The sequence below is a fragment of the Ruegeria marina genome, from assembly GCF_900101475.1.
GTDB classification, from domain to species: Bacteria; Pseudomonadota; Alphaproteobacteria; order Rhodobacterales; family Rhodobacteraceae; genus Ruegeria_B; species Ruegeria_B marina.
This window is the reverse complement of sequence record NZ_FMZV01000020.1, coordinates 61923-82644: the sequence shown is the minus strand read 5'-3', so window position 1 is coordinate 82644 and position 20722 is coordinate 61923. Positions and strand designations below refer to the sequence as shown.

The following is a 20722-nucleotide window of genomic DNA, read 5'->3' as shown; positions in this document are numbered from 1 at the left end:
CCCGAACGGCAGCGGCTTGATGATCGAATTGGTCGGCGAGCTGGCCGGTTTGCTTGCGTTGGGGCAAGAAAAAACGGCCTCGGAAGCGGTTGCTTCGGGCCGTTCTGTGACACTGGTTGCGGGAGCTCGCAGCCAACTTTGTAGACTTTGGGGCGCCGGGCCGTTACTCCCGGCAGCTCCGTAAGAGATTTTCTGAAGAAAATCAGTGTGGTCTATACGCTGATGTGGCCGCTGACCCGCGCCTCATCGGCGTAAGCCGAAAGTGTTTTGTCCGCTCGGAAGTACATGTCGCGCTCGACCGGCAGACCAAGCCGTCCGCGGACAGACGCGATTTCCGATATGCGCACCGAACCGAGTTCGGGACAGCCGAGGCCGAGATCACAGAGCCCGAAAGCAATGTCGGAATCATCGGGGTCAAGTTCTGCGAGCAGCCAGGTGCAGGCGGCATCCGGGGTGAAGAGTTTCACGACAGGCAGGAAGTCTGCGGTGCCGTCTTCATCGGCAGCCCGTAGCTGGCCGTTGCGAAGTAGCTGTTCGGTATGAGATTTGGTCAAGAGTTTCATGGTCCGGCTCCTTTCGTTTGCGGTTTCCTCAAGACGCGAAACCGAAAGACGGGCGGAGAGACGGGGCGATCACACCGGAGGAAGGACGGGGGAAACGGTCAACACGGCCCCGCGCCGCAAGGCTCGGCGGGGACTGGTGCGGGCAGACCGTTGATCGAACGGCGCGCCCGTTGAGTGATGCGTCAATCTTGAGGAGACCCACGGAGGAGATGGAAGAAGATTTGAATACAGTAGAAGACGAGCCAACAAGACCAACTTGGTGATAAGGTCGCGTAAGAAGACGCGATGGCTGTATACTGAATTCAGCTATCTTTTGTTCGCAGGTATCTCAGACATAAATCCATCGTGAACGTGACCGCGGCCAGTCAACTTATATATCCCCGTAATGGTGAGACAACCGCTGCTGATCTCGTGTTCCTCGGGCATCACCCATTGAGCAACAGCTTGTTCCCCTGACTGGATTTCGCGCTCCAACCCCACCGCAAGCGCCATTTCCCATTCTGTATCATAAACAATTGGCTCACATTCTTTTGCGGAAAATCCCAAGGAAAGATAAGAAAAGCTATATGCTGTAAGGTTATAAAGATTCATACTGATAATGCTTTCGCCAGATTCATTTGTCGTGCTGTACCAAATATTTGTATTTTCAAGAAGCGCAGACATATAGTCTGGTCGCAACGCAGGATCATTCTGATCAACTTCCTTTTCTACAGAAACGTTTGCATCAATAACGGGAAGTAGTCCGTTTTGCACGCAGCCGTGGAAGTAATGATATAATTCTTCATTTGTGTAATTACTGCCGCCCTGTCTTTTATAGTTATCTTTGAAGCCTGAATCTTTCTTCGACAAATCTTCACAAAATTTATGGCTACGACTGGTGGCCATATCCTCGCCGCTACCCGCCACACATCCAGAAATCAACAAGCCAACAAACACAACAATCCAATGGAACATTAAAATATAACCCCTCAAAATTAAACAGCACCACGAAATTTCACCGCAACCCTTCACTCACAATATCACGGACATCAACCCATACCATATACCCGGATGCCCCACTACTTACTTCGATTTTGCACAGAAACAAATCATAACAGATTAAGAACCTCTCCTGCTAAAAAATCGCAAAGAAAAACAAGAAAGTTTGCGGGCTTGCAAGTGATCTTCCGAGAACCAAAACGAGCACTAAGACGTTCGCGGGGGCGATTGATAACTCCCAATCACTGGCTCGTCGGCGGCAGCACCACACAAGTCATTTGCTCTCGAACACCCAGCGGTGGAAGATTACCAGGCCCTCAAACCGTAGAGTCTTCTCATCTTGCCTGACAGGCGGGCATGTGTAAGCCTCACCAGTGCTCCCGGAACACACGTGAGACAAGCTTTGCAGGTGCGTCCAACATCAAGATCAAACGACAGAACTGCCACGGTGCCGACTAATGTAAGAGCCAGCATAATTTGCATTTATGGGCATACTTTGCTTATAGTCCTTGGATTTGAGAAAAATATGGCGCGAACACCGCAAAGACAGTTGAGGAATTTGTTAATGGGCATTCTTGAAACACTATACAGTCAACCATTTTGGAAATGCGCGACGGACCGCGCGCGAACGGGTGAGCCAAAATTTGATGCAAATATCGTGAGTATCTAATGCCAGGTCTTTCAACGCCGCCCAATGCAATATTTAACCAAATACGAGCAAACCTCAAAGATAGGTATGCATCTGGCTTCCCTGTCCTCAAGGAACTTATTCAGAACGCCGAAGACGCCAAGGCGAGCATCATTCAGTTTGTCGCTCATGAGGGCTGGCCCAACGCAGAAAATCCACTTTTGAGAGTACCCGGGCTCATTGTAGCCAATGACGGTGCGTTTTCAGAGAGGGACGGTCCTGGAATATTGTCATTTGCAGACAGTGCGAAAGGCAATGACAGTGCCGCCATCGGCCGCTTCGGATTCGGGCAAAAGGCTGTGTTTCATTTATGCGACGCGTTCATTGCTCATGTCTTTAACCAGGGTGTTCAGTTTTCTGAAGTCATCAACCCGTGTCTGGGCGTTATTGAGCAGACAAATGCGGGCAGCTGGGACAGCGTAAGCCGCCAAGATTTGGAAACTCTCAGATCGGAAGTCCCTGATCTTACGAAAGGGTTTCTGATCTGGCTGCCACTTCGCCATGATGCAATTCTACCAGCGCCGAAGCTATATTTCACAGACTATAGAGCGACGCTCGATAAGCTGATTGCAGAGCTTCAAGGACATGAAGCTGATCTCAGGCTTATCCTCGCGAGCTTGCGGAACCTAGATAGGATTGAGGTGCGAAAAGGCTCCGATACCCGTCTCTTGCTTCACCGTGAGGGTGACAGCACGCGAATGAGGGGGCCAAGCGCACAAGCTGACGCCATGCCTCTAGAGTTCAACGGTAAAATTGTAACTTCCTCTGGCCCGACTGTGACGTACGTAGGGCGTGAGGTCTGCGCAGATAATCACGAGCTTAACACTCTAAGAAATTCCGAAGAGTGGCCTCAGGTGCCGGTCTTTACCGACGAGGGCGAAGAAATGCGTCCAGAGAAAGCAGAGGCGCATGGCGCGGTGGTTCTAGCAAATGGCTTGGGTAGTACGAAGGCCGCAGCAGTCCTTGACTGGGGTGTGTTCTTACCTGTCGCCGAAGCTACACAGATAGAGATGGCCGATGCCGACTTTCGAATACTTTTACATGGCTATTTCTTCGTAGATTCGGGAAGACGGTACATTGAGGGATTTGATGACGACGGGAAAGACAGTCGCTCGGTCTATAAGAAATGGAATGAAAAGCTTCGCGACAATATAGTACTGCCGCAGCTGCCTGGAGTTCTTTTCGATGCCCTTCAGGCCCGTATGCTCACCGGAAGTCAACTCGCTCACTGTCTATCAAGCCTCACGTCAAGTCAGTTTGGCGTAACGCACGCGAAGGCGATTGCGAGCAATCAATGTCTCATTCGGAAAGTCGAGCAATCGGGGAATGTGGCTATAGCAACTTGGGCTTTGGTGTCAGCTGAATCTGAGCTACGACCCCTCCCTCCTCCTGATGAGCGCAGCCGGGTAGCCGCCACAGAAATATTTCCCAATCTTTGCGATTGGGGGGAAGAACGCAATCTGATCCTGATCGCAGGACCAGATGCTGCACTGACGCCATCCAAACCCAGTTGGCAAGCTGACGAAATCTCGGACTTGCTTGGGTCAGTTTCTGTAACAGCTTTTCAACGAGGTAAACGGGCTGATGTTCTGGCGTCCTTCCTAAGGACATCCCTAGGACATGACGAAACGCTGCGCGAGGCGGCAGCGCCTCCGCTTCAAACAGGCCTTCGGCGGGCGCTCATTGAACAAGAGACGCTTGCGACGAAGGAGCAACTGCGCGAAGTCCTGTCCCTCTTGCCTGCAAAAACAGTGGTCACATTGCCATCGTCTGCCGGTGAAAGACGGGACATACTGCGTGCATTGGCTGAGGTCGAAGGTAGCACGCTGTGTCTCCACGCAGATTGGGTACCCGAGAGCGCAGCACTAATCGATATCAGCTGTTCTCAAGCTGCTCCGTTGCTTTCTGCCCTTGAGCCACTCTTGGGCCAGGATCGCAATGCTGATGCTGCCGGTGCTGCGGCACTTGCGCTCGTGAAGCTGCTGCGGAGGCATCTACGCGAAGCGATGAATGACCCCGAGATCACCACGCTTTCAATATTGAGGGCGGGTGATGGTAGCGGCATCCCGAAACTAATCAGTTTGCGTGACCTGAGCCGGTCTGCCCATGAAAAACGGCTCTTCAAGAACAATCCGAATGTGCAGCAAGCGCTCAGGGTCATGTCGGACGCGGTTCCTAATTCGGGAGCGTTGGTCGTAGGCGGTGATGCCGCGCGTTTACTCGAAGAGATCGGGCCGCCTTTTTCTTTTGCAGAAGGCGCAAAAGAGAATTTTGCAGCACTGGTTTTGCGCACCGAAGAGTACGGTGATTCAGAAGCCCGCGCAAAGGCGATGGAAGTTATTGTCACGCAGTCTCCGGGCGCGCGACCTGGTCTTCGGGTTCTTGCAGTTGGCGATCGACGCGCCGCGAACGAAAGCGCACGTATCTTCGCTTTGCCGCAAGCGGCAGGACGGCTTGATGAACTTGCATTGAAACTGATCGAAGGATCAGAAACCGATTTCCTCATTCCAAATGTAGTCTTGGACGTGCTCAATCCCCCTCAGCAGCGGTTTCTCGGTATCGAAACGATGGATGGGCCCAGCCTTGGAGAGATGCTCACTGCCAACATAGACGCCATATCCAGAATGGCTCTGGAAGACGATATCTTTGTCGCGCTCCTTGAATCGGACGTTCCTGACGAAGACCTTCGCAGGTTGCCAATATTTCCAACCGAAGGCGGAATGAGACTGCCTGCAAACGGTACATGGCGGTCGTCGAGCAGTTGGCCCGTTCCAGACGCGCTAGCGGATGTCGTCCATATTTTGAAGCCGATACACAGTCGTAAGGGCTCCGAGCGCTTGGAGCGCTTAGTGAGAAGTTGGTCGCCAGAAGCGCAGATTGAAACGGCGCTGGCACAATCACGGCCCCATGAGTTCGTGACCGAAATTCTCAGTGCTATTGAGCACGCTAATGAGCCAACCACCAATCGCTTGCGAGATGTCCGGTGGATACCAGACACTCAAGGGCAACCTTGGAGCCCTGCTGACGTTCTCGATCTTCCTGATGAGATTTTGCGTGCAGCGAAGACGGTGCTTCTAGGCGATGATGACGCCGCCTTTTTGCAGCTTTCACATGTGCGCCGAGAGGTTAGAGATCACTCAGGCTTTGGAAGGCTGCGTGACGCAAACATTCTTCCTGATCAATACAAGTCTGTGCATGCCTTGCTGCATATTATTGATGAGGTGAAACCACTTGCTTACCTCGGCGAGGTTGAACAAAAAGAAGCCAAGGCGATGAAGCAGCTTGCCGAGCTCGGTGCCGATCTGCCACTGCCGGGTTGGCCTCTTCTTTCCGCCCTGATCCGTCACACGGACAAAGACCCGTCAGAACTGGCCCGTCGCTTTGGCGTGGCCGCGGAGAAACACCTTCTCGAAGCAATTGGTCACGTCAATGCGATCTCAAAACTTGCGGAAGAAGGTAAGAAGGCTGCGCGTACCCTATACGATTCAGCATTTCGAGCGATTTGCAATTGGCGATCGGAAACACTCCACGAAGCCATGGGCAGCATCCGTGTTCCAGTTCAGTCAGGTGGGTGGCACATTGGTAGCCAAGTAGCCGCGCGGGTACAGGGCATTGCACCAACCCACCGGTTAGATGAACGCTTGGACGAGTGCTGGCCAAAGCCACGCGTTGAGCTGGACGACCAAAGCCGACAAGGAGAAGAAACTGCGCCTGAGCGTCAGTCTTTGGGTAAACTATCCGAAGAAGAAAAGAACTGCGCCAACTCTCTTGTTCCGTTGATTAAACACGCACAGGCCGGAGTGCCGCCCCAGCTCTTGGCGCTTCTTGTCGGTGTTGTACGACGATCAGAGCCATTCAAGGATATTGTTCGAAGGGAACTGGGATTATCAGAGACGGTAATAGATCAGGTCTGGGGCCGAGTTGAGAAGGTACTCGAATCCGCATCAACGCTTAAGACGGTGCTGGTCAATGTTAGACACGTTGAGAGCCATGAGCGCGTCTGGCTGACGTCCCTTTCCAATAAGATTGTCGAGCTTCCCGTTGGCGGGCTTGAACCACTTCTTGTCATAGGAAACCGGCACCGCAACACGACCGTTGTTCATCAAGGCGGCATCTACAACTACAAGACACTTGATATTGCTGCGCTTGAGCAGCCAGTTGAAGCAAAGCACGTCCTTCGGCTGCTCCAGACGATTCTGTCTGAGTGCATGGCGTATCGAAGCGAGGTTATCGAAAAACTCAGCCAACTCGCCAATGACTACAAAGAAATAGAGCAGACGACGGTCAGGGACGCTCAAGCGCGTTTGGAGGATCGCCTGCCGCAAATTTTGGCTGAAGTGAAGCCCAAGCGCGGCACAGCTCTTCGAGAAGCACTTGATGAATACGAGAAGAAAGAGCTAGGCCTGCAGCCTGGCGGAGAGCGGGAAAAGAAGCTTCCAGATTTCAAGCGAGAGCTTTGGAAGAGGATAAAGTCATCCGAAGAAAGCAATCAGCTACTTTCTGCTGTACGTACGCAGATCGAGCACTACGGATATTCTCCCGATCGCGTTCTGTTCGAGCTGTTCCAGAATGCCGATGACGCATCCGAACAGCACGAACCACCTGGCCGAGCGCGCTTCAGGCTTGAGATTTCGGATACGGAACTGCTGGCGCTACATTGGGGGCGTCTGATCAATCATCCAGGCCCCGATCCGGATAGGGGCGAACGTGAAGGCTGGCTGCGTGACTTGTTCAACATGCTGCTGATGAATCTGTCAGAGAAGCGGGAGGGTGTCACCGGACGCTTTGGTCTAGGCTTCAAGAGCGTGCATTTGATCGCAAAAGAGGTAGGTATTGCTAGCGGCTTCGTCGCTTGTCGAGTTCAAGGTGGAATGCTCCCGGAAACATGGGCTGAAGGACGCCGACTCTCCTTCGACCAAGAAGATCATGGCCGTCGCGCGACAGCGATTCAGCTTTCCATCGATGAAGATCGTAAGGAATCCGCCATGGCCGCTGTTGAGGCGTTTAGCGAAAGGGCACGATGGTTGCCGGCCATGGCGCGCTGCATTCGCTGTATCGAACTAGAAGGTGAAGTCTCTCGTGAATGGCACGCTGAATATCATCCGTTGTCCGAGGGCATCGACATAGTTGAGCTTTCAGGCTCAGAGCCAGGGCGGTCGCTTGCTTTGGCGCTTGGGGAAGACACAACGCTGTTCTTGCCTCTTTCGAGCGACGGTCCCATGCCTGCGCAGGAAGAACTCCCCCGTCTTTGGCTGCTTGCACCTTTGGCAGAGACGCTCAAGTCGGGTTGGCTGATGAATGGCCGTCAATTCGAAGTTGATCCCGGCCGCGGATCACTAAAGCGTGGCGATGGGGAACCCCAAGGTACTTTTGAGCGTCTTGGCGTAGCACTTGGTGAAAAGCTGATCGCGCTCGCCGATTTGGTCAATAATGACTGGCCAGAGTTCGCGGCAGAAGCTGGGCTCTCGGATCATTCCCCTGAAACTGGGCCAGCTACATTCTGGACGCGGCTTGCTGAGCTATTTGCCCTTGATCTTGATGACCCGCTTGCATCTCACCTGCATGGTCCGGACCGAGGCTATGGTCGCCTTATCGCGGAACGTCCGGTTTTTCCTACGCGCCTTCCTCGTCCATTCACTGCGCTACTGCGTGCCTCGGATGTACGGCACGCCATGCATGGTCTTTTGTCTGAGCCATCGCTACTGGCCGATCTACAGGACTGGGGCATACTGAGCGAACTTTCGGCGAGTTGTGTCGGCCAACGCGGAGCTGATCAACTGCAGAAGCTGAGGCTCTCTCGGGCACCAATAATCACATTGCCAGTGATCGTGCGTGAGGAAATCGGCAGCGAGAAACGTATCGATCCGGTTCTTGCACGACGGCTCGGACGCGTGCTGACAAAAGACCGCCTCGATGACCTTGACGGTCGTGAGGAGCAAGAGCTGCTCGCAGTGCTATCGAAATCGCGCTTCCAGATGGCCGACGACACCTGGAGGGAAGCCCGGTATTGCCCACGCAACGCGTCCGACGCAGATGAAGAGGAAACTCGCATCCTAGGCTTTGCGCCAGACGGAGCACTAGCGAACAACGCATATCGAGGTGAGGCGCTCCCTTTGTATCGCCTAGCTATGCGCCAAAGTGGATTTCAAAGAACTTCAGAGACATTTGCTCATTGGGCGATGGCGTTGTCTGAAGAGGCGCAGAAGACTGCACTGTTAGAATACGTCCTCGATGGTCGGCAAGGCACGGATGTCGGCAAAAGGCTGGCGAAGTCGCGTCCCGGCTGGCTTCCAACGCAAGCCGATGAACTGCGAAAAAGTACTCTGGTTTCCGATATATCCGAGGATGAACTGCCGAGGCTCCTCGGACTACTCTATCCCGACGAGCAGCGTAAGCGATGGGCATGGAACTTCGTGGCGCCTCCCTCAGAGCACGAATTAGACGAAGCCGAACCCCACATCGATGCAACTGAATTCCTAGAGGCACTCTGCTCTTGGTGGAAAGAAGAACACAAAGAGGAAAGACAGCGTGCAAACAAGCATACGTATCCTGAATTCTTTTCACCTGAGGCGCTAAGGGATACCTCAGCTGAAGATAACCGCGAAGGCTGGTTCACCTTCTTTGCTCTCGGCATGTTCCGAACGATCGGCCGAACGACCGACGCCCAGCACCGGGGTTTTATTACCAAAGCACATCGCAATGGTTGGTGGAGTGATATGGCTTCTGCTCAGCTCCCAAATAACCCAGCACCCTGGGTCCGACAGCTGGAGGAACTTGCCAGTGCAGAGGGGTGGAAGATTGAATTTCCCGAATGGCGGCGGAAGTTGGCCGATCTCTACATACTGGCGACGTGGCTACCGGAGTACGTAGACCTATTCAAAACACTACCGCTCGTAGCAGGTGATCAAGGCGCTTTCGCACTTTCTGACGCATGGAGACCAAGCGCATCTCCCTTGTGGCAAAGAAGGGGCCTGGAAGGTGCGCCATTAAGTCAAAGCCTAGGCCTTGGCGCCAACTGGATGATCCGCGAAGCAGTCCGTCATCGCGTCTGGACTGACGAGAACGCCGCCGTCATGCATCCCTACGGATGGGCAAGCACGGCACGGGTACGTCGGCTTTTCAACGATTATCTTGATAAAACGATCGGCGACTTTGGGCAGATGGATTTATCGCCAAAAATCTACACGATAATTCAAGACCACCTTGGTGATGACGCAGACTTCCTTTGTGACCTCGATCTCCCACTTCAGATTGTAACCGATGAACGGCGTAGCAATACATTGCAGGAAATTCTGTCAGGCTTGGGTGATGCGAGTGCTTTCTCAGCAGAGAATGACAATGACGAGGAGGCATATGGATGACAGGCTTTGAAACCGATCAATTTGTACGACACGCAACACATGGTGAAGGCCGAGTGGTCAGCAATCTCGGTGACACTGTGGTCGTTCGGTTTGGCGCTGATATCCAACAGGTAGAAGCTAGTGAGTTGGTTCAGCTTCGGTCACTTGAGAATGCTCTCCAAGAGGGCCAGCTCGACGATCCCCTAGCGACCTTGACACGAGCCCAGGCCCTAGCCGTTCAATCAGTCAATGATCAATGGGGCGTTTTCTCACGCTCTCGTGTTCAGCTCCTTCCCCACCAACTGTGGGTCTGCCGTCAAGTAACCAGAACCTGGCCGACCCGATGGCTTGTTGCCGACGATGTTGGACTAGGCAAGACGATCGAAGCCGGGCTCATACTGGAGCCCTTGCTGACATCCGGTCGTGTACGCCGGGTATTGGTATTAACGCCTGCAAGGCTGGCACCACAATGGCGTGCGCGCCTTAAAACAATGTTTGACATCCGACTTCAGGAGTATTCTGCGGACGTTGATCGCGGTCGAGTTAGTTTCTGGGAGACGGCACAACAAGTCGTCGCATCGTTCCATACACTGAGGATGAAGAAGGCGAGGGAGCGGCTCCTTTCTGCAGAACCATGGGACTTGGTCATTGTCGATGAAGCGCATCATTTCCAAGCTCAAGAAAGAACAAATACGCTAACTTATTCTCTGCTCGAAGATCTGCAAAAGGCGGATAAGGTTAATTCCTTAGTCCTGTTTACTGGCACACCGCACCGGGGTAAAGATTACGGCTTTCTTGCATTAATGCACCTTGTACGCCCAGACCTTTTCGATCCTGATCGTGATGTTTTTGAACAACTTCCCGATCTACACAAAGCGATGATCAGGAATAATAAAGCGCTAGCGACCGATCTACAGGGTAACAAACTGTTCAAGCCAGTTTCGACTGAGGCTGTTGATTATTCGTACTCGGACAGCGAAGCGAAATTTTATCGAACCATGAGTGAGTTTATTCTCGATGGTCGGGCCTATGCCTCCAATCTTTCAGGGCGACAACAAACGGCGAGGATGCTTCTTCTGATCGCTCTGCAAAAACTTGCCGCATCATCAATTGCAGCAATCAGTAGTGCGTTGAGGCGACGCCGGGAAACACTTTCAAAACGGATTATGGACGCACCGTTGCAGGAGGAGATTGAGCCAGAAACGCTGGATGAGTTGGCTGAGGCAGAAGAAGAGAGACCAAATCAACTTGCGCTCATGCTGATGCAGGATGAGATAGAACGCCTAGACGAGATTCTTGATCTCGCCGAGAATGTTGAGAGCGAAACGAAAGTTGACCGCCTTGTTGAATTAATCGAGACGCGCCTGCCCCCTGGTGAGCCGGTTCTTTTCTTCACCGAGTACAAAGCCACACAGGCGTTGGTATTCACAACCCTTGAGGACCGCTTTGGGAAAGGCTGCGTTGGCTTCATCAACGGAGATGAAAGGCTTCGCTTCATTGATTCCGATAAGAATGAGCAGGCACTTCAGTGCCCTCGGGATAACGCCGCTTCTGAATTCAACAGTGGTCGGACGCGCTTCCTGATATCTACGGAAGCTGGCGGCGAAGGAATAGACCTACAGGAGCGCTGCGCGACACTTGTACATGTGGATTTGCCTTGGAACCCGATGAGGCTGCACCAAAGGGTTGGGCGCCTCAATCGCTATGGGCAGAAGCGAGCAGTACAAGTCTACCTGATGCGCAACCCCGAAACGGTCGAAGCACGAATTTGGTCCCTGTTAGAGGAAAAATTGGAGCGCATTCAAGCCGCCCTATCCGCATCCATGGAAGAAGCTGAGGATATCTCTCAACTAGTAATCGGAATGACAGGAAGCCACTTTTTCGATGAACTCTTCTCAGAAGCAAGCACGCGCCCATCAGACCGTCTATCCGACTGGTTTGACTCCAAGACAATGCAGTTTGGCGGAGAGGATGCTGTTGATGCCGTTCGCACAATTGTAGGGAATGTTGCGCGTTATGACTTCCAATCGGCCGGTAAAGAAATACCGAAGCTTGACCTGCCTGCATTGGAAGCCTTTTTTCGGAGAGCCATGCAGCTCAACGGTAGGCGTGTTACCAAAGGCGACGCCGGACTATCGGTCGCTACGCCGGATAAATGGCGCGGAAATATTGACCTGCGCGATCGATACGATGGTCTCGTTTTCGACAGGTCGCTACCGGCAGACCAGGCAATGATCAAATTGCTTGGCGTTGGTCATCCCTTGATTGACAGAGCGATTATTGCATGTCGCGAGCAAGAGGTTTTTCTGTCACGTAGTGAAGGTTTAGCCAGTCCGATTGTGATCGCCATGGCAGAAGATGAAATCACCGGGACCGGTGCGACAGTTCACAGGATTATCCTGAGCATCCAGAAAAATCAGGATGGCACGTTTGCAGTTATGAGGGACTGGGAAACCTTACTGAGCCTTAACGATGCTCAAGTTTACTCCGGTCAGGACATAGAGCCAAACCCCGAGGACACGACTTCAATCAAAGAGCTAATCAAAGGCCTAGAGGAAAAATTGCCGGAGCTCTCTCTACCCTATAGGCGACCCAAGCTCACTCCGATCCTGGCGCTGCTTTCGACACCTGAGGATCGAAATTAGCATCTAGTTCCTTCGGAAGGTGTGGGGTTTGCATTTTTGGTTTGGGATCACTTAGCCCCCTCGAAATCTATGATTTCTGAAGGCTTGCCCGATGAAGTAACGAGCAACCTCTTCTTCGCACGGGTCGCTGCGACGTAGACCAGCATGCGCTCAGCATCAATCACCTCTTCTCTTCCGGCCTCGTCCGGAGCAGCACGAATTGCTAGAACGTTCGGGACGACCCCATCGTTCATTGCAACAAGTGCCACAGCCATAAACTCTAGGCCCTTTGCACGGTGCATTGTTGCAAGTCTTATTCCTTGGCGGCGCCTGTCTTCTGCCTGTCGCCTTTTGATCTCAACAGTTGCAATCTCCTCTGAACGTAGGTGGTTCTCGAATAGGCGCAGTGTCCGTTTGTCTCTTGCAATGATGCAAATATCCTTGGGCGAAAATCCTTCATTTTCCAGCTCTCCCACCCAAGCTCCAAGTCTTTCAAATTCATTCGCTTGATTCTTCGTGTTCGCAATTTCCGGAGCTGGACCATGGAAGAGACTCCGATAACCACGCTCATCGTCTGCGCCGTCGTCCAGATCATCAATGGGCACTCCCGCAAGTATGGAGACCGCCCATTTTCTGATTTCCTCTGATGTTCGGTAGTTCACCCTGAGTTTGCGACTGCGGCCTCGGATATTTATGCCGCATCGCCCGAGAACCACGCGTCTACCATAAATCCGCTGATGCCCGTCACCGACGATGAACATGCTGTTGGTGTCTGGGTGGTCTTCAGCTTCCGGGATGAGTGCTCGGATCAAACGGAATGCTTCAGGCCCCATATCCTGAGCTTCATCTACAACGACAGATTTATAGGGAAGTGTACTGGGTCTACTTTCCAGGATTTCGCGAGCCAGCCTGTAGGCATCGTCCGGTTCAAGATATCCTTCCTCATCCAGACGCGCACGATAGGCTTCGAACACCTTCCAGATGTCGGCCTTCTTTTTCCGATCTAAACGTGTACCTCGCCCAATGCGCGGTGCTCGAAGATATTGATCGCGGTTTGAAACACCGTTGGCTTGGACTACCGCGCTCCATTCATCCTGAAAAAACTTTGTCTCCAGACCCAACTCGGAGCCATAGTTCGTGACTGCTTCCGTCCAAAACCCATCAAGTTTTTCGTTGCTGCCAGGAAAGACGATACTGCGGCTTTCACCATGCGATCTCAGAAAGGCTGAGACCCAAGCATCAAGGTGAACGACCTCAATGCGCTGCAGTTGGTCGGTCTCGCATATTGCACGAAGGTTCTCTTGAATGTCCGCTGCCAGGTTCGAAGTGAACGTAGTGAATAGGATGCGGTCCGCCGGTCTTGTTAAACGATGTTCGGCAAGCCAACGTGCTCTATGCATTGCCGCCACCGTTTTCCCCGTGCCCGCACCGCCAAGAACACGGACCGGGCCATTCCAATCTCGTTCGACAAGCTTGCGCTGAGAGGGATGCAGGAAGACGCGCCATTTCTCCAATGGCGCGTCTAGCATGCGTTGCAGTTCTTCCTCGTCATCTGCCACCCAGTACTTTCGCTTGCTCTCATCCGTCTGTAGAGCCGTTTCAAAATCATCCGATGCGACGCCACTGTCTTCGTCCTTGCGGTCGAGCTCAGCCATGACTTCTTCATAGCTGTAGCCTGCTGCCTTCAAGTATAGACCCTCATAGGCATCCGGGGGCAGGCTATCTTCCGCCGTCTCAAGGTCAGCTTCAGAATTTATCTTACGCACAACGGAAAGCAGTTCTTCGGGCACACCCAGTCGCACCAATTCGCGGTCTCGCAAATCGTCAAATAAACCGGGTTTTGCCTCTTCCTTCTTTGGCTCCGCCTTGACCGATTTCTCATCAACCGAGAAGACTTGAAGCGATCCGGAGGCTACGTTTACACGTGCCATCCGATTGACTGCCCACTTATAGGCATCGTCGTGGTTGTCTATCCACAACAGTACATAGACGTTGCCTTTCTCAGGTGCGAGAACAATACCTCTTAAATTCTGGTCAATTCTTACGCTGCGAAGATTATCGTCTTTTGCGTTCTGTATGCGCTCATAGTTTATTCCACTCGAACGGGGGTCAGAGCGAAACCTCATGATAAACTTCGCTGCCTTCTGATAAGCTCCCTTCGGAAGCCTGCTAAGGCAGTCCAATATATCATCACCAATTGCGACAACTGGATTTAACGTGCTCATACTTTTGCCCCCATCTTGTTCTTAATTTCTTTCAAAAATTCACTGCTATCTCCAATTATCGAATCGTATTCAAATGTTTTCCAACCCTGCTTCACGAACACGCTTTCATGCTCTGAAAAAACGATCCCGATCTTCTGGTCTTCCCAGGCAAGCTCAGCCTCTCCTACGACGCGAGAGCCATCGAGCAGTTCAAAGCCCACGATAGGAAGATTTACACTTTCGCTGCGCAGAGCGTCGATAACTGGATGGAGCTCCTCCGCGGTGAGATCGTACACCTCCTGCCACGCCCCATCATCCACAGCGGCACCGGGTGTCGCACCGTGAGGTAACGGCATGTTGTGATTGCTCTGCGCAGCCACATGCGCTCTTTCCGAAAATTGGGTCAGATTGAGCAGCCGTAGAGCCGTGTTCCATGCTTGCTTTGCTTCGGCGGTGTTGCCTTGCGTATCGTCGAGGAGAACGATGGGCGTTGATTTCTCAAGGTCAGGCGGGGTCGGCATACCCGCTAGGAAGGCAAAGCCGTCGCGGGCCAACATGGCCATGCGGCTCTGAGGACCCAGCTCTTCAAGGAAGTCAGCAAGCTGACCACCGCCGTCGGCAATGACGCGCTCTCTGATCTTCTCGGGCTGCTTTTCAGATGCGGCTGCCAAGAGGGTTACGAGCGTCAAAATCTGCGGCACTGTTTCCCATTGCTTTGGGGTCTCACCCCTCAGGTAGGCCTCCAGGACCTTTGGCGCAGGCGCGGTTACACACTTCCTCGCAGCAGCACAGCCATCGGATGTGAAGAATTTCTCAAGGCTTCCCTCAAATGAATGACCTTCGAACGGATTCCATAGGTGCTCAACACGCTGCTGTGGGGTGCTCGCTGCCTCCTTATCGAGATCGTTGTAACTCAATGACCAAGTGAGGCAGTCTCCCGTACGCGCAATAGCAAGCCGTTTCTCGATATCGCTGGCAATCCGGTCGTAATGGTTCTCCCACCCATCAACGTAGATGGCGATTGGCTTCAGAGAGCCCGATGATGGCTTGGGCGTGATAAGAAAATCAGCGCGCGTTTTGACCGGTAGTATGAAGCGTTCGTTCATCCAGACCTGGGGCTCAACTTCCCAAGCCTGCGCGTCCTCGCCAAGCTTCAGAAAATAGCCTTTCTTTCCGTTCACGGTGACTGTCCGGAAGATACCACCGGCATCCTTTGCCATCTTTTCAAGGCGCGCGACAAACATCGCTTCCAGCTCGCTTTCAAGCAGAGCATTACCTTTAATGTCGCCGATAGAGCCAACAGACTCTAGAGAGTCCCAATGCTCAAGGATCGCGGAGAACATCGACACAGCGTAGCTGCGCGATGTCTTTTCCATGCGCGAGGCGTCGCGATAAGCGTATATACAGCGATAACAACCGTCCTTGTCCGGATCGCCATTACAAGAGCAACCCTGCATATGCTGCAGCGCCTTTTCGAATATTGCCCGAAAATCTTCCGGCTTCGTCATGAGCTGCTTTAGGTAGCCGGTCCCACCTGGCACAGAGTCGTAGAGATAGAGATAACGGCGGGTAATGAGGCCCTCACTGGCCTCCAGCATGGCCATTCGAAGATGATCTACCTTGCCTTCAAAATGAAGCCGAAGCCCAAGATTCAAACCAGAAATGAATGACTGGACGCCCTTGTCCGCATCAAGTGCGCTGATGGGCATAAGGATGCGGATAGCTTCGGAGGGAAACTCCCGATACAGGTACGCGATCTTCAAGAAATCGTCGGTGTCTTCGCTATCCTTCGCAGGGCAGCGTGGCTTGTGGTTAGGCTCACCACGTCTTCGTCGGATTCCCTGAATCTTTCCGCAGTGATGACAAATCTGGAATCCGCCACCACGCGCGTCACGACCTGCTGCACGGAAAAGGCCTTGCCCCTCGCGCGGCTCACCGAAATTCACTTCACGAAAGTTACACTGCCGAATGTACTCAAAACCGAAAGGCAGCGGTGCATCAGCGAGGGAGTAAGCCTCCTCCACAGCATCCTTTGCGAAGGAGGGAAATAGTGACCGGTCGAAGCTACGTATTTCCCGCTCATCACTATCGTCACCAATGCGCGCACGGCGCGCGTCGGTGACCGCAATCACCTGACGAAGCCTGATAAAGTCTCTTTTCTGTGAGCTATCCCGCCAACTATCCGAGGCGCAAGAAGGGCACGGTTTGTCGGTCTCTCCTCCGACAAGGCGCTCCATATAGGTGCAATCTGGACAAACGCGCCAAGTTTCGATTTCTGAAAGATCAAGATTAACCTCGTCTATGCGAACCTGGTGGCCCTCTGCGTAAAAGCGTGAAGGCGGCGCGAAGTCCGAAAGTCCGGCTGAAGCTGAGCGGGCATATTCGTAGACAGTCGTCTCAAGGTCTTCCCCGCGCTGCGGCCGTCGGTAAATCACGGACTTCAAATGAATGCCTTCTTCCGGGAAGGCATAATTGGGTAGGATACCGTGCTCTGTCAGGAAGCCGAGCACGTCTTTGCGTTCAATGTCTTTGACAAGCTCCCTTAAACTCCGGCGTTCCAGGCGCAGCGCTGCAAGCTGATCCTCCCGATCTTGTGGCGGCGGGTTTAGCTTGCGAACCCGCTTGGTCTCGTTGTCGCTCCTCTTGATTTGGCGCAACAGATCGTCCCGCTCGTCTTTGATGCGTTGGAATTCGTCCGCGACCCACGCAGTGAACCCGCCTTCTTCTCCGCGCGCGAAAGCGGCAAGACGATCGACCGTATCGCGACTTTCTGCAGTTAGCTCAGGAAAGAGCCCGATAAAACCGGAGAGGAGCCGCTCAACATTGTCCTCCGCGTAGCGGTACCATGAAAGGGGGAACAACTTGTCATGACCGAGCTGGATGTTCTCAAAACAAGTTCTGAGGGTCCCATAACCCTCTCCCTCACCAAGCGTCGTTTCTCGGTTCCAACTATCCAACGTAAACGCTGCGAATTGACGTTTTAGGATTGCAAATGCCTTGAGGTGGACCCCCGGAGTCTTGATCGCACCGGCAATCATCTCTTTGGGCTCAGCCCAGAAGTAAAGATCGTGAGACCGTCCCGTCGCGACCGTAAGATTGAGCGAGTTCCCATCTCGGCGACCGGTGCGTCCGATACGCTGAATGTAGTTTGCCTGCTCTGGCGGCACGGAACACAATGCCAATGTGGAGAGGTCACCAATGTCGATACCCATCTCCAGGGTAGACGTTGCGGAGAGAATATTCGGGTCCCACGGGTCCTGCTCCGCCTTCATGAATCCCTTCTCGATGCGTGTGCGGACATCCCTTTCAAGAAGGCCCGTATGCTCGCGCGCAATAACCCGCCTAATGCGCGCACTTCCGAAGATGCGCTCGAAATAGGCCTTCCGCGCACTCGCATCGTGGGTCTGCATACTGCCCTCGCAGCCGAGCTTGGTACACGGCATGCCGTTCCAGGAGTTTTCGGCATCAACCGGAACATGATGCGCGTGACCGCAACGATTACAGCGAAGCGCCGAGATATCTTGCCAGAGTTTGATCTCTGACGGCAGCAAACCCCAGACTACGCTTGTTTGAAACTTCGGTCCCATATCGCGCCGTTCGACGAGCCTTGCCTTTTCAAGAGCATCGAAGGCGAGAAAATACAGATCAGGATAGGACGCTGGCGCCAGGGCATGCTTTTCAAGAAAGACCTTATCAGCCCATCCGGCATACCAGCTCGTCGCCGAACCGACTGAGCCAACGCTGTCGTAACCCTCGGCAAAGCGGCTTGCAGGAAAGACGGGGCGAGGCGCTCGCGGATGCATATTAGGTAACTTGTGCTCGCGACCGCTGCGCCGCAAAAGCGCAAACCAATTGGCACCAACATCCAGAAAATCACGCGTCAGGTCCGTGAGAACAGCTCCGCGCTGCCGCATCCGTGCGATCAGTCCCAACAAGAACGCAAGCCACTCGTCTTCGGTGAACGTTTCGAAGCCATCACCGAGCTTGTCGCGGGCCTGCACCATCATCTTGCGGGCAGCATCCCTGACGCGGGTCACTTCAGGATGGATGCCAATCAGGCCTGCCTTTTCCAATGTCTGGCCGTTCTGTGAACGGAACGATAGTTCAGCAAATGCTTCCCATGAGAGGCGCTCTTCCAGGATACTTGGAAGGTTAGAGCGGTCATCAAGAACGCCCGTCTCCAGGAGAATTTCATAGTCCTTTCGCCACTGCTGATCTTGTGGCGTGAAGGTCGCGACGAACTCGGGATCGCCCTCCTTACGAAGGAACGGGGGTAGATCGCGAAGGACCGAGTCCAACCCGACTGGCTGCCCGGTTTGCGAAACGAATTTCCTAAGCGCAGTGCGGAAGACAGAAGCAAAGCTGCGCGCCTCAAAGAAGCCCGCGCGGTGCGCCGCATCCTGGACTGAATCCGAGAATGTTAGCAGCTTTGGGTCATCATTGTGCGGGGAGGCGAACATGGTGGAAACCGTCGCGCTCAGAAGCGTCGGCGACTGCGCCCCAAGAATCCCCATACCGTCGGTACTTCCGCAATAGGGGCAGTCATGTGTCACATGCACATTTTCACTTCGGACCACCGCAGGAAAATGGATGTAGGCATCGACAAGGTTTTCACTCGCGCATGACCGGCATTTGGCGCGTTGCTCAGCCGTGTCATGATAGGTTAGGCAATCGGAGCAAACGCGTGCGCTGTGCGTAAAGCGGCGCTCGCGTTGGCGCTCGCGCTCCGGTTTGTCCAGCAACACAAAGCGCAAGCGATCACTATATCCGAAATACTTTTCGTAGACCTTTTTCGGCTCGCCCTCTAGCCGCTGCCCCCTGAGGGGACTGATGGCGGCCCAACCTGTGCCACCGCAATCTTTACAATGAACAACCGGAAGGTGCTTACGCAGAGCGTCCTCGGTCAGATCGTCTGAGTAGCGCAGACTTGGTCGTACGGTGAGATCGCCAACAATGCGCTTGAGCTCACGGAACCAAAGTTGTGAGCGCACACTAAAGTACGGCAGCAAGATCGGCTGACCGGTCTTATCAATCAAGTCCGGCTTCGTTCGCCTCGCATGTGACACAAGGGCGGTCAGAGTGTCGATTATTCCGGTGAGGTACTCGGGATCATCGCTAGCGAGGTAAGACTTGCCCTTTAACTGTTCCAGCAAGTCCGCATAAGCAGTCGGTCTACCCTTGATCGCTCGCAGCAGTGATTGAAGGAAGACATGACCATCAAGCTTTTCAGCGAGGTCCAAGCGCCATTGCGGATCGTCTATCGCTGTCTCAGGGCCTTGCGTGAACCAAAGCTCATAAGCACGCGCGATAAGTTCCGGAGGCGTGAGACCATCAGTGTCATGTATCAGTGAAGCTACCTGTTCAGGTGTCGGGACATGTACTTCACTGACATCCTTGTCCAGGAGGTACTCGGCAATCGTGAGCCGGTCTTCTGTGACAATAGCGCTTTCATCAAAGGGCTCGCCAAACACCTGGCTCGCATAAGAAATGATACGACTCGTGCCGTCCTGGCCAAGCGTCGCCGAAGTGCCGACACAACAAAGGTGATCCTTCGGACACTCCAGGCGCGCCTTCAATCGCCGGATAAGGCAGGCAAGATCGGTACCCTGTGCACCATCGAAAGTGTGGAGCTCGTCAACCACCAGGTATCGAAGGGTTTCTGGTTCATTATGAGCCCACAACGCCTTGTCTCTTGGTCGGACTAGCATGTAGTCCAGCATTTTGTAGTTGGTGATCAGGATGTCCGGAGGGTTCCGCCTGATCTCGTCCCTGCTTGTGATGACATCTGCTTCTGTCATCGTCGCTGACGGTGAGCCAGGCTCGACATCAACGTAAAGGCCGACGCGTACGCTGCCTTTGAGTTTGTCGTTTTTCCAAATCGCCGCCGCCAGCCGCCGCGCCTGGTCGGTTGCCAGCGCGTTCATCGGGTAAATCAAGATGGCCTTGATGCCCGGCTCATTCTCTGTGCGCAGACAGTAATCCAGGATCGGCCATGTGAAACACTCGGTCTTACCTGAGCCTGTCCCCGTCGCGATAACTGTTGACGCCGGGGCCCCTGAACCAACACGCGCAAAGGCGCGCTCTTGGTGCTTGTAGGGGCTGAAAGATAATGGGACATCGGGGAAGTAATCCCGCCCCGCATCGCCATCCCGAAAGGGCATATCAAAGGATAGATAAGGTCCCTTGAAAAGGTTCTCGGACTCCGCAACGAAGCGATCTATGATGTCATCAAAGCCAGGCGTGGACGGAGAGAAGGCGCCCCGAAGAAACTCCTCTAATCCACGTTCAACTTGTCTTGCTAAAATTGATGGCAGCATGTCTGATC

7 protein-coding genes are annotated in these 20722 nt (G+C 53.5%); 3 read left to right on the top strand and 4 right to left on the bottom strand.

The annotated features are described in order from the left end of the window. Positions 1-184 (top strand): hypothetical protein (locus BLT75_RS24665; protein WP_218128983.1); only part of this gene is annotated, 184 nt, incomplete at its 5' end. Between the two features lie 28 nt (positions 185-212). Here the strand turns inward: BLT75_RS24665 and BLT75_RS20945 are convergent. Continuing rightward, entirely contained in the window at positions 213-563 is a 351-nt protein-coding gene (locus BLT75_RS20945) for a DUF2958 domain-containing protein (protein WP_093036739.1), read from the bottom strand. 306 nt (positions 564-869) lie between these two features. Next, positions 870-1517 carry a hypothetical protein gene (locus BLT75_RS24175; RefSeq protein ID WP_143028616.1) on the bottom strand — a complete coding sequence of 216 codons (648 nt, stop codon included), beginning with the start codon at positions 1515-1517 and terminating at the stop codon, positions 870-872. 693 nt (positions 1518-2210) lie between these two features. On the opposite strand from BLT75_RS24175, the gene BLT75_RS20935 reads away from it, so the two are divergent. Together BLT75_RS20935 and BLT75_RS20930 are read left to right on the top strand one after the other, a co-directional pair. Further along, positions 2211-9590: a sacsin N-terminal ATP-binding-like domain-containing protein gene (locus tag BLT75_RS20935; protein WP_093036732.1), complete on the top strand. Its 7380-nt coding sequence runs from the start codon at positions 2211-2213 to the stop codon at positions 9588-9590. Continuing rightward, the gene (locus BLT75_RS20930; protein WP_093036729.1) at positions 9587-12214 is read left to right on the top strand and encodes a DEAD/DEAH box helicase; all 2628 of its coding nucleotides are present in this window, start codon (positions 9587-9589) and stop codon (positions 12212-12214) included. The genes BLT75_RS20935 and BLT75_RS20930 overlap by 4 nt, the downstream gene beginning before the upstream one ends. Before the next feature lie 47 nt (positions 12215-12261). Here the strand turns inward: BLT75_RS20930 and BLT75_RS20925 are convergent, their stop codons facing one another. Then, on the bottom strand, positions 12262-14418 hold the full coding sequence (locus BLT75_RS20925) for a UvrD-helicase domain-containing protein (RefSeq protein ID WP_093036726.1): 2157 nt from the start codon (positions 14416-14418) through the stop codon (positions 12262-12264). Beyond that, positions 14415-20714 carry a DEAD/DEAH box helicase gene (locus tag BLT75_RS20920; protein ID WP_093036722.1) on the bottom strand — a complete coding sequence of 2100 codons (6300 nt, stop codon included), beginning with the start codon at positions 20712-20714 and terminating at the stop codon, positions 14415-14417. Before BLT75_RS20920 ends, BLT75_RS20925 begins: the two co-directional genes overlap by 4 nt. Between the last annotated feature and the right edge of the window lie 8 nt (positions 20715-20722).

What these genes read in the sequence shown, in the direction of transcription:
- BLT75_RS20945 (WP_093036739.1), bottom strand. Translation starts at nt 563, where the DNA reads ATGAAACTCTTGACCAAATCTCATACCGAACAGCTACTTCGCAACGGC.
- BLT75_RS24175 (WP_143028616.1), bottom strand. Translation starts at nt 1,517, where the DNA reads ATGTTCCATTGGATTGTTGTGTTTGTTGGCTTGTTGATTTCTGGATGT.
- BLT75_RS20935 (WP_093036732.1), top strand. Translation starts at nt 2,211, where the DNA reads ATGCCAGGTCTTTCAACGCCGCCCAATGCAATATTTAACCAAATACGA.
- BLT75_RS20930 (WP_093036729.1), top strand. Translation starts at nt 9,587, where the DNA reads ATGACAGGCTTTGAAACCGATCAATTTGTACGACACGCAACACATGGT.
- BLT75_RS20925 (WP_093036726.1), bottom strand. Translation starts at nt 14,418, where the DNA reads ATGAGCACGTTAAATCCAGTTGTCGCAATTGGTGATGATATATTGGAC.
- BLT75_RS20920 (WP_093036722.1), bottom strand. Translation starts at nt 20,714, where the DNA reads ATGCTGCCATCAATTTTAGCAAGACAAGTTGAACGTGGATTAGAGGAG.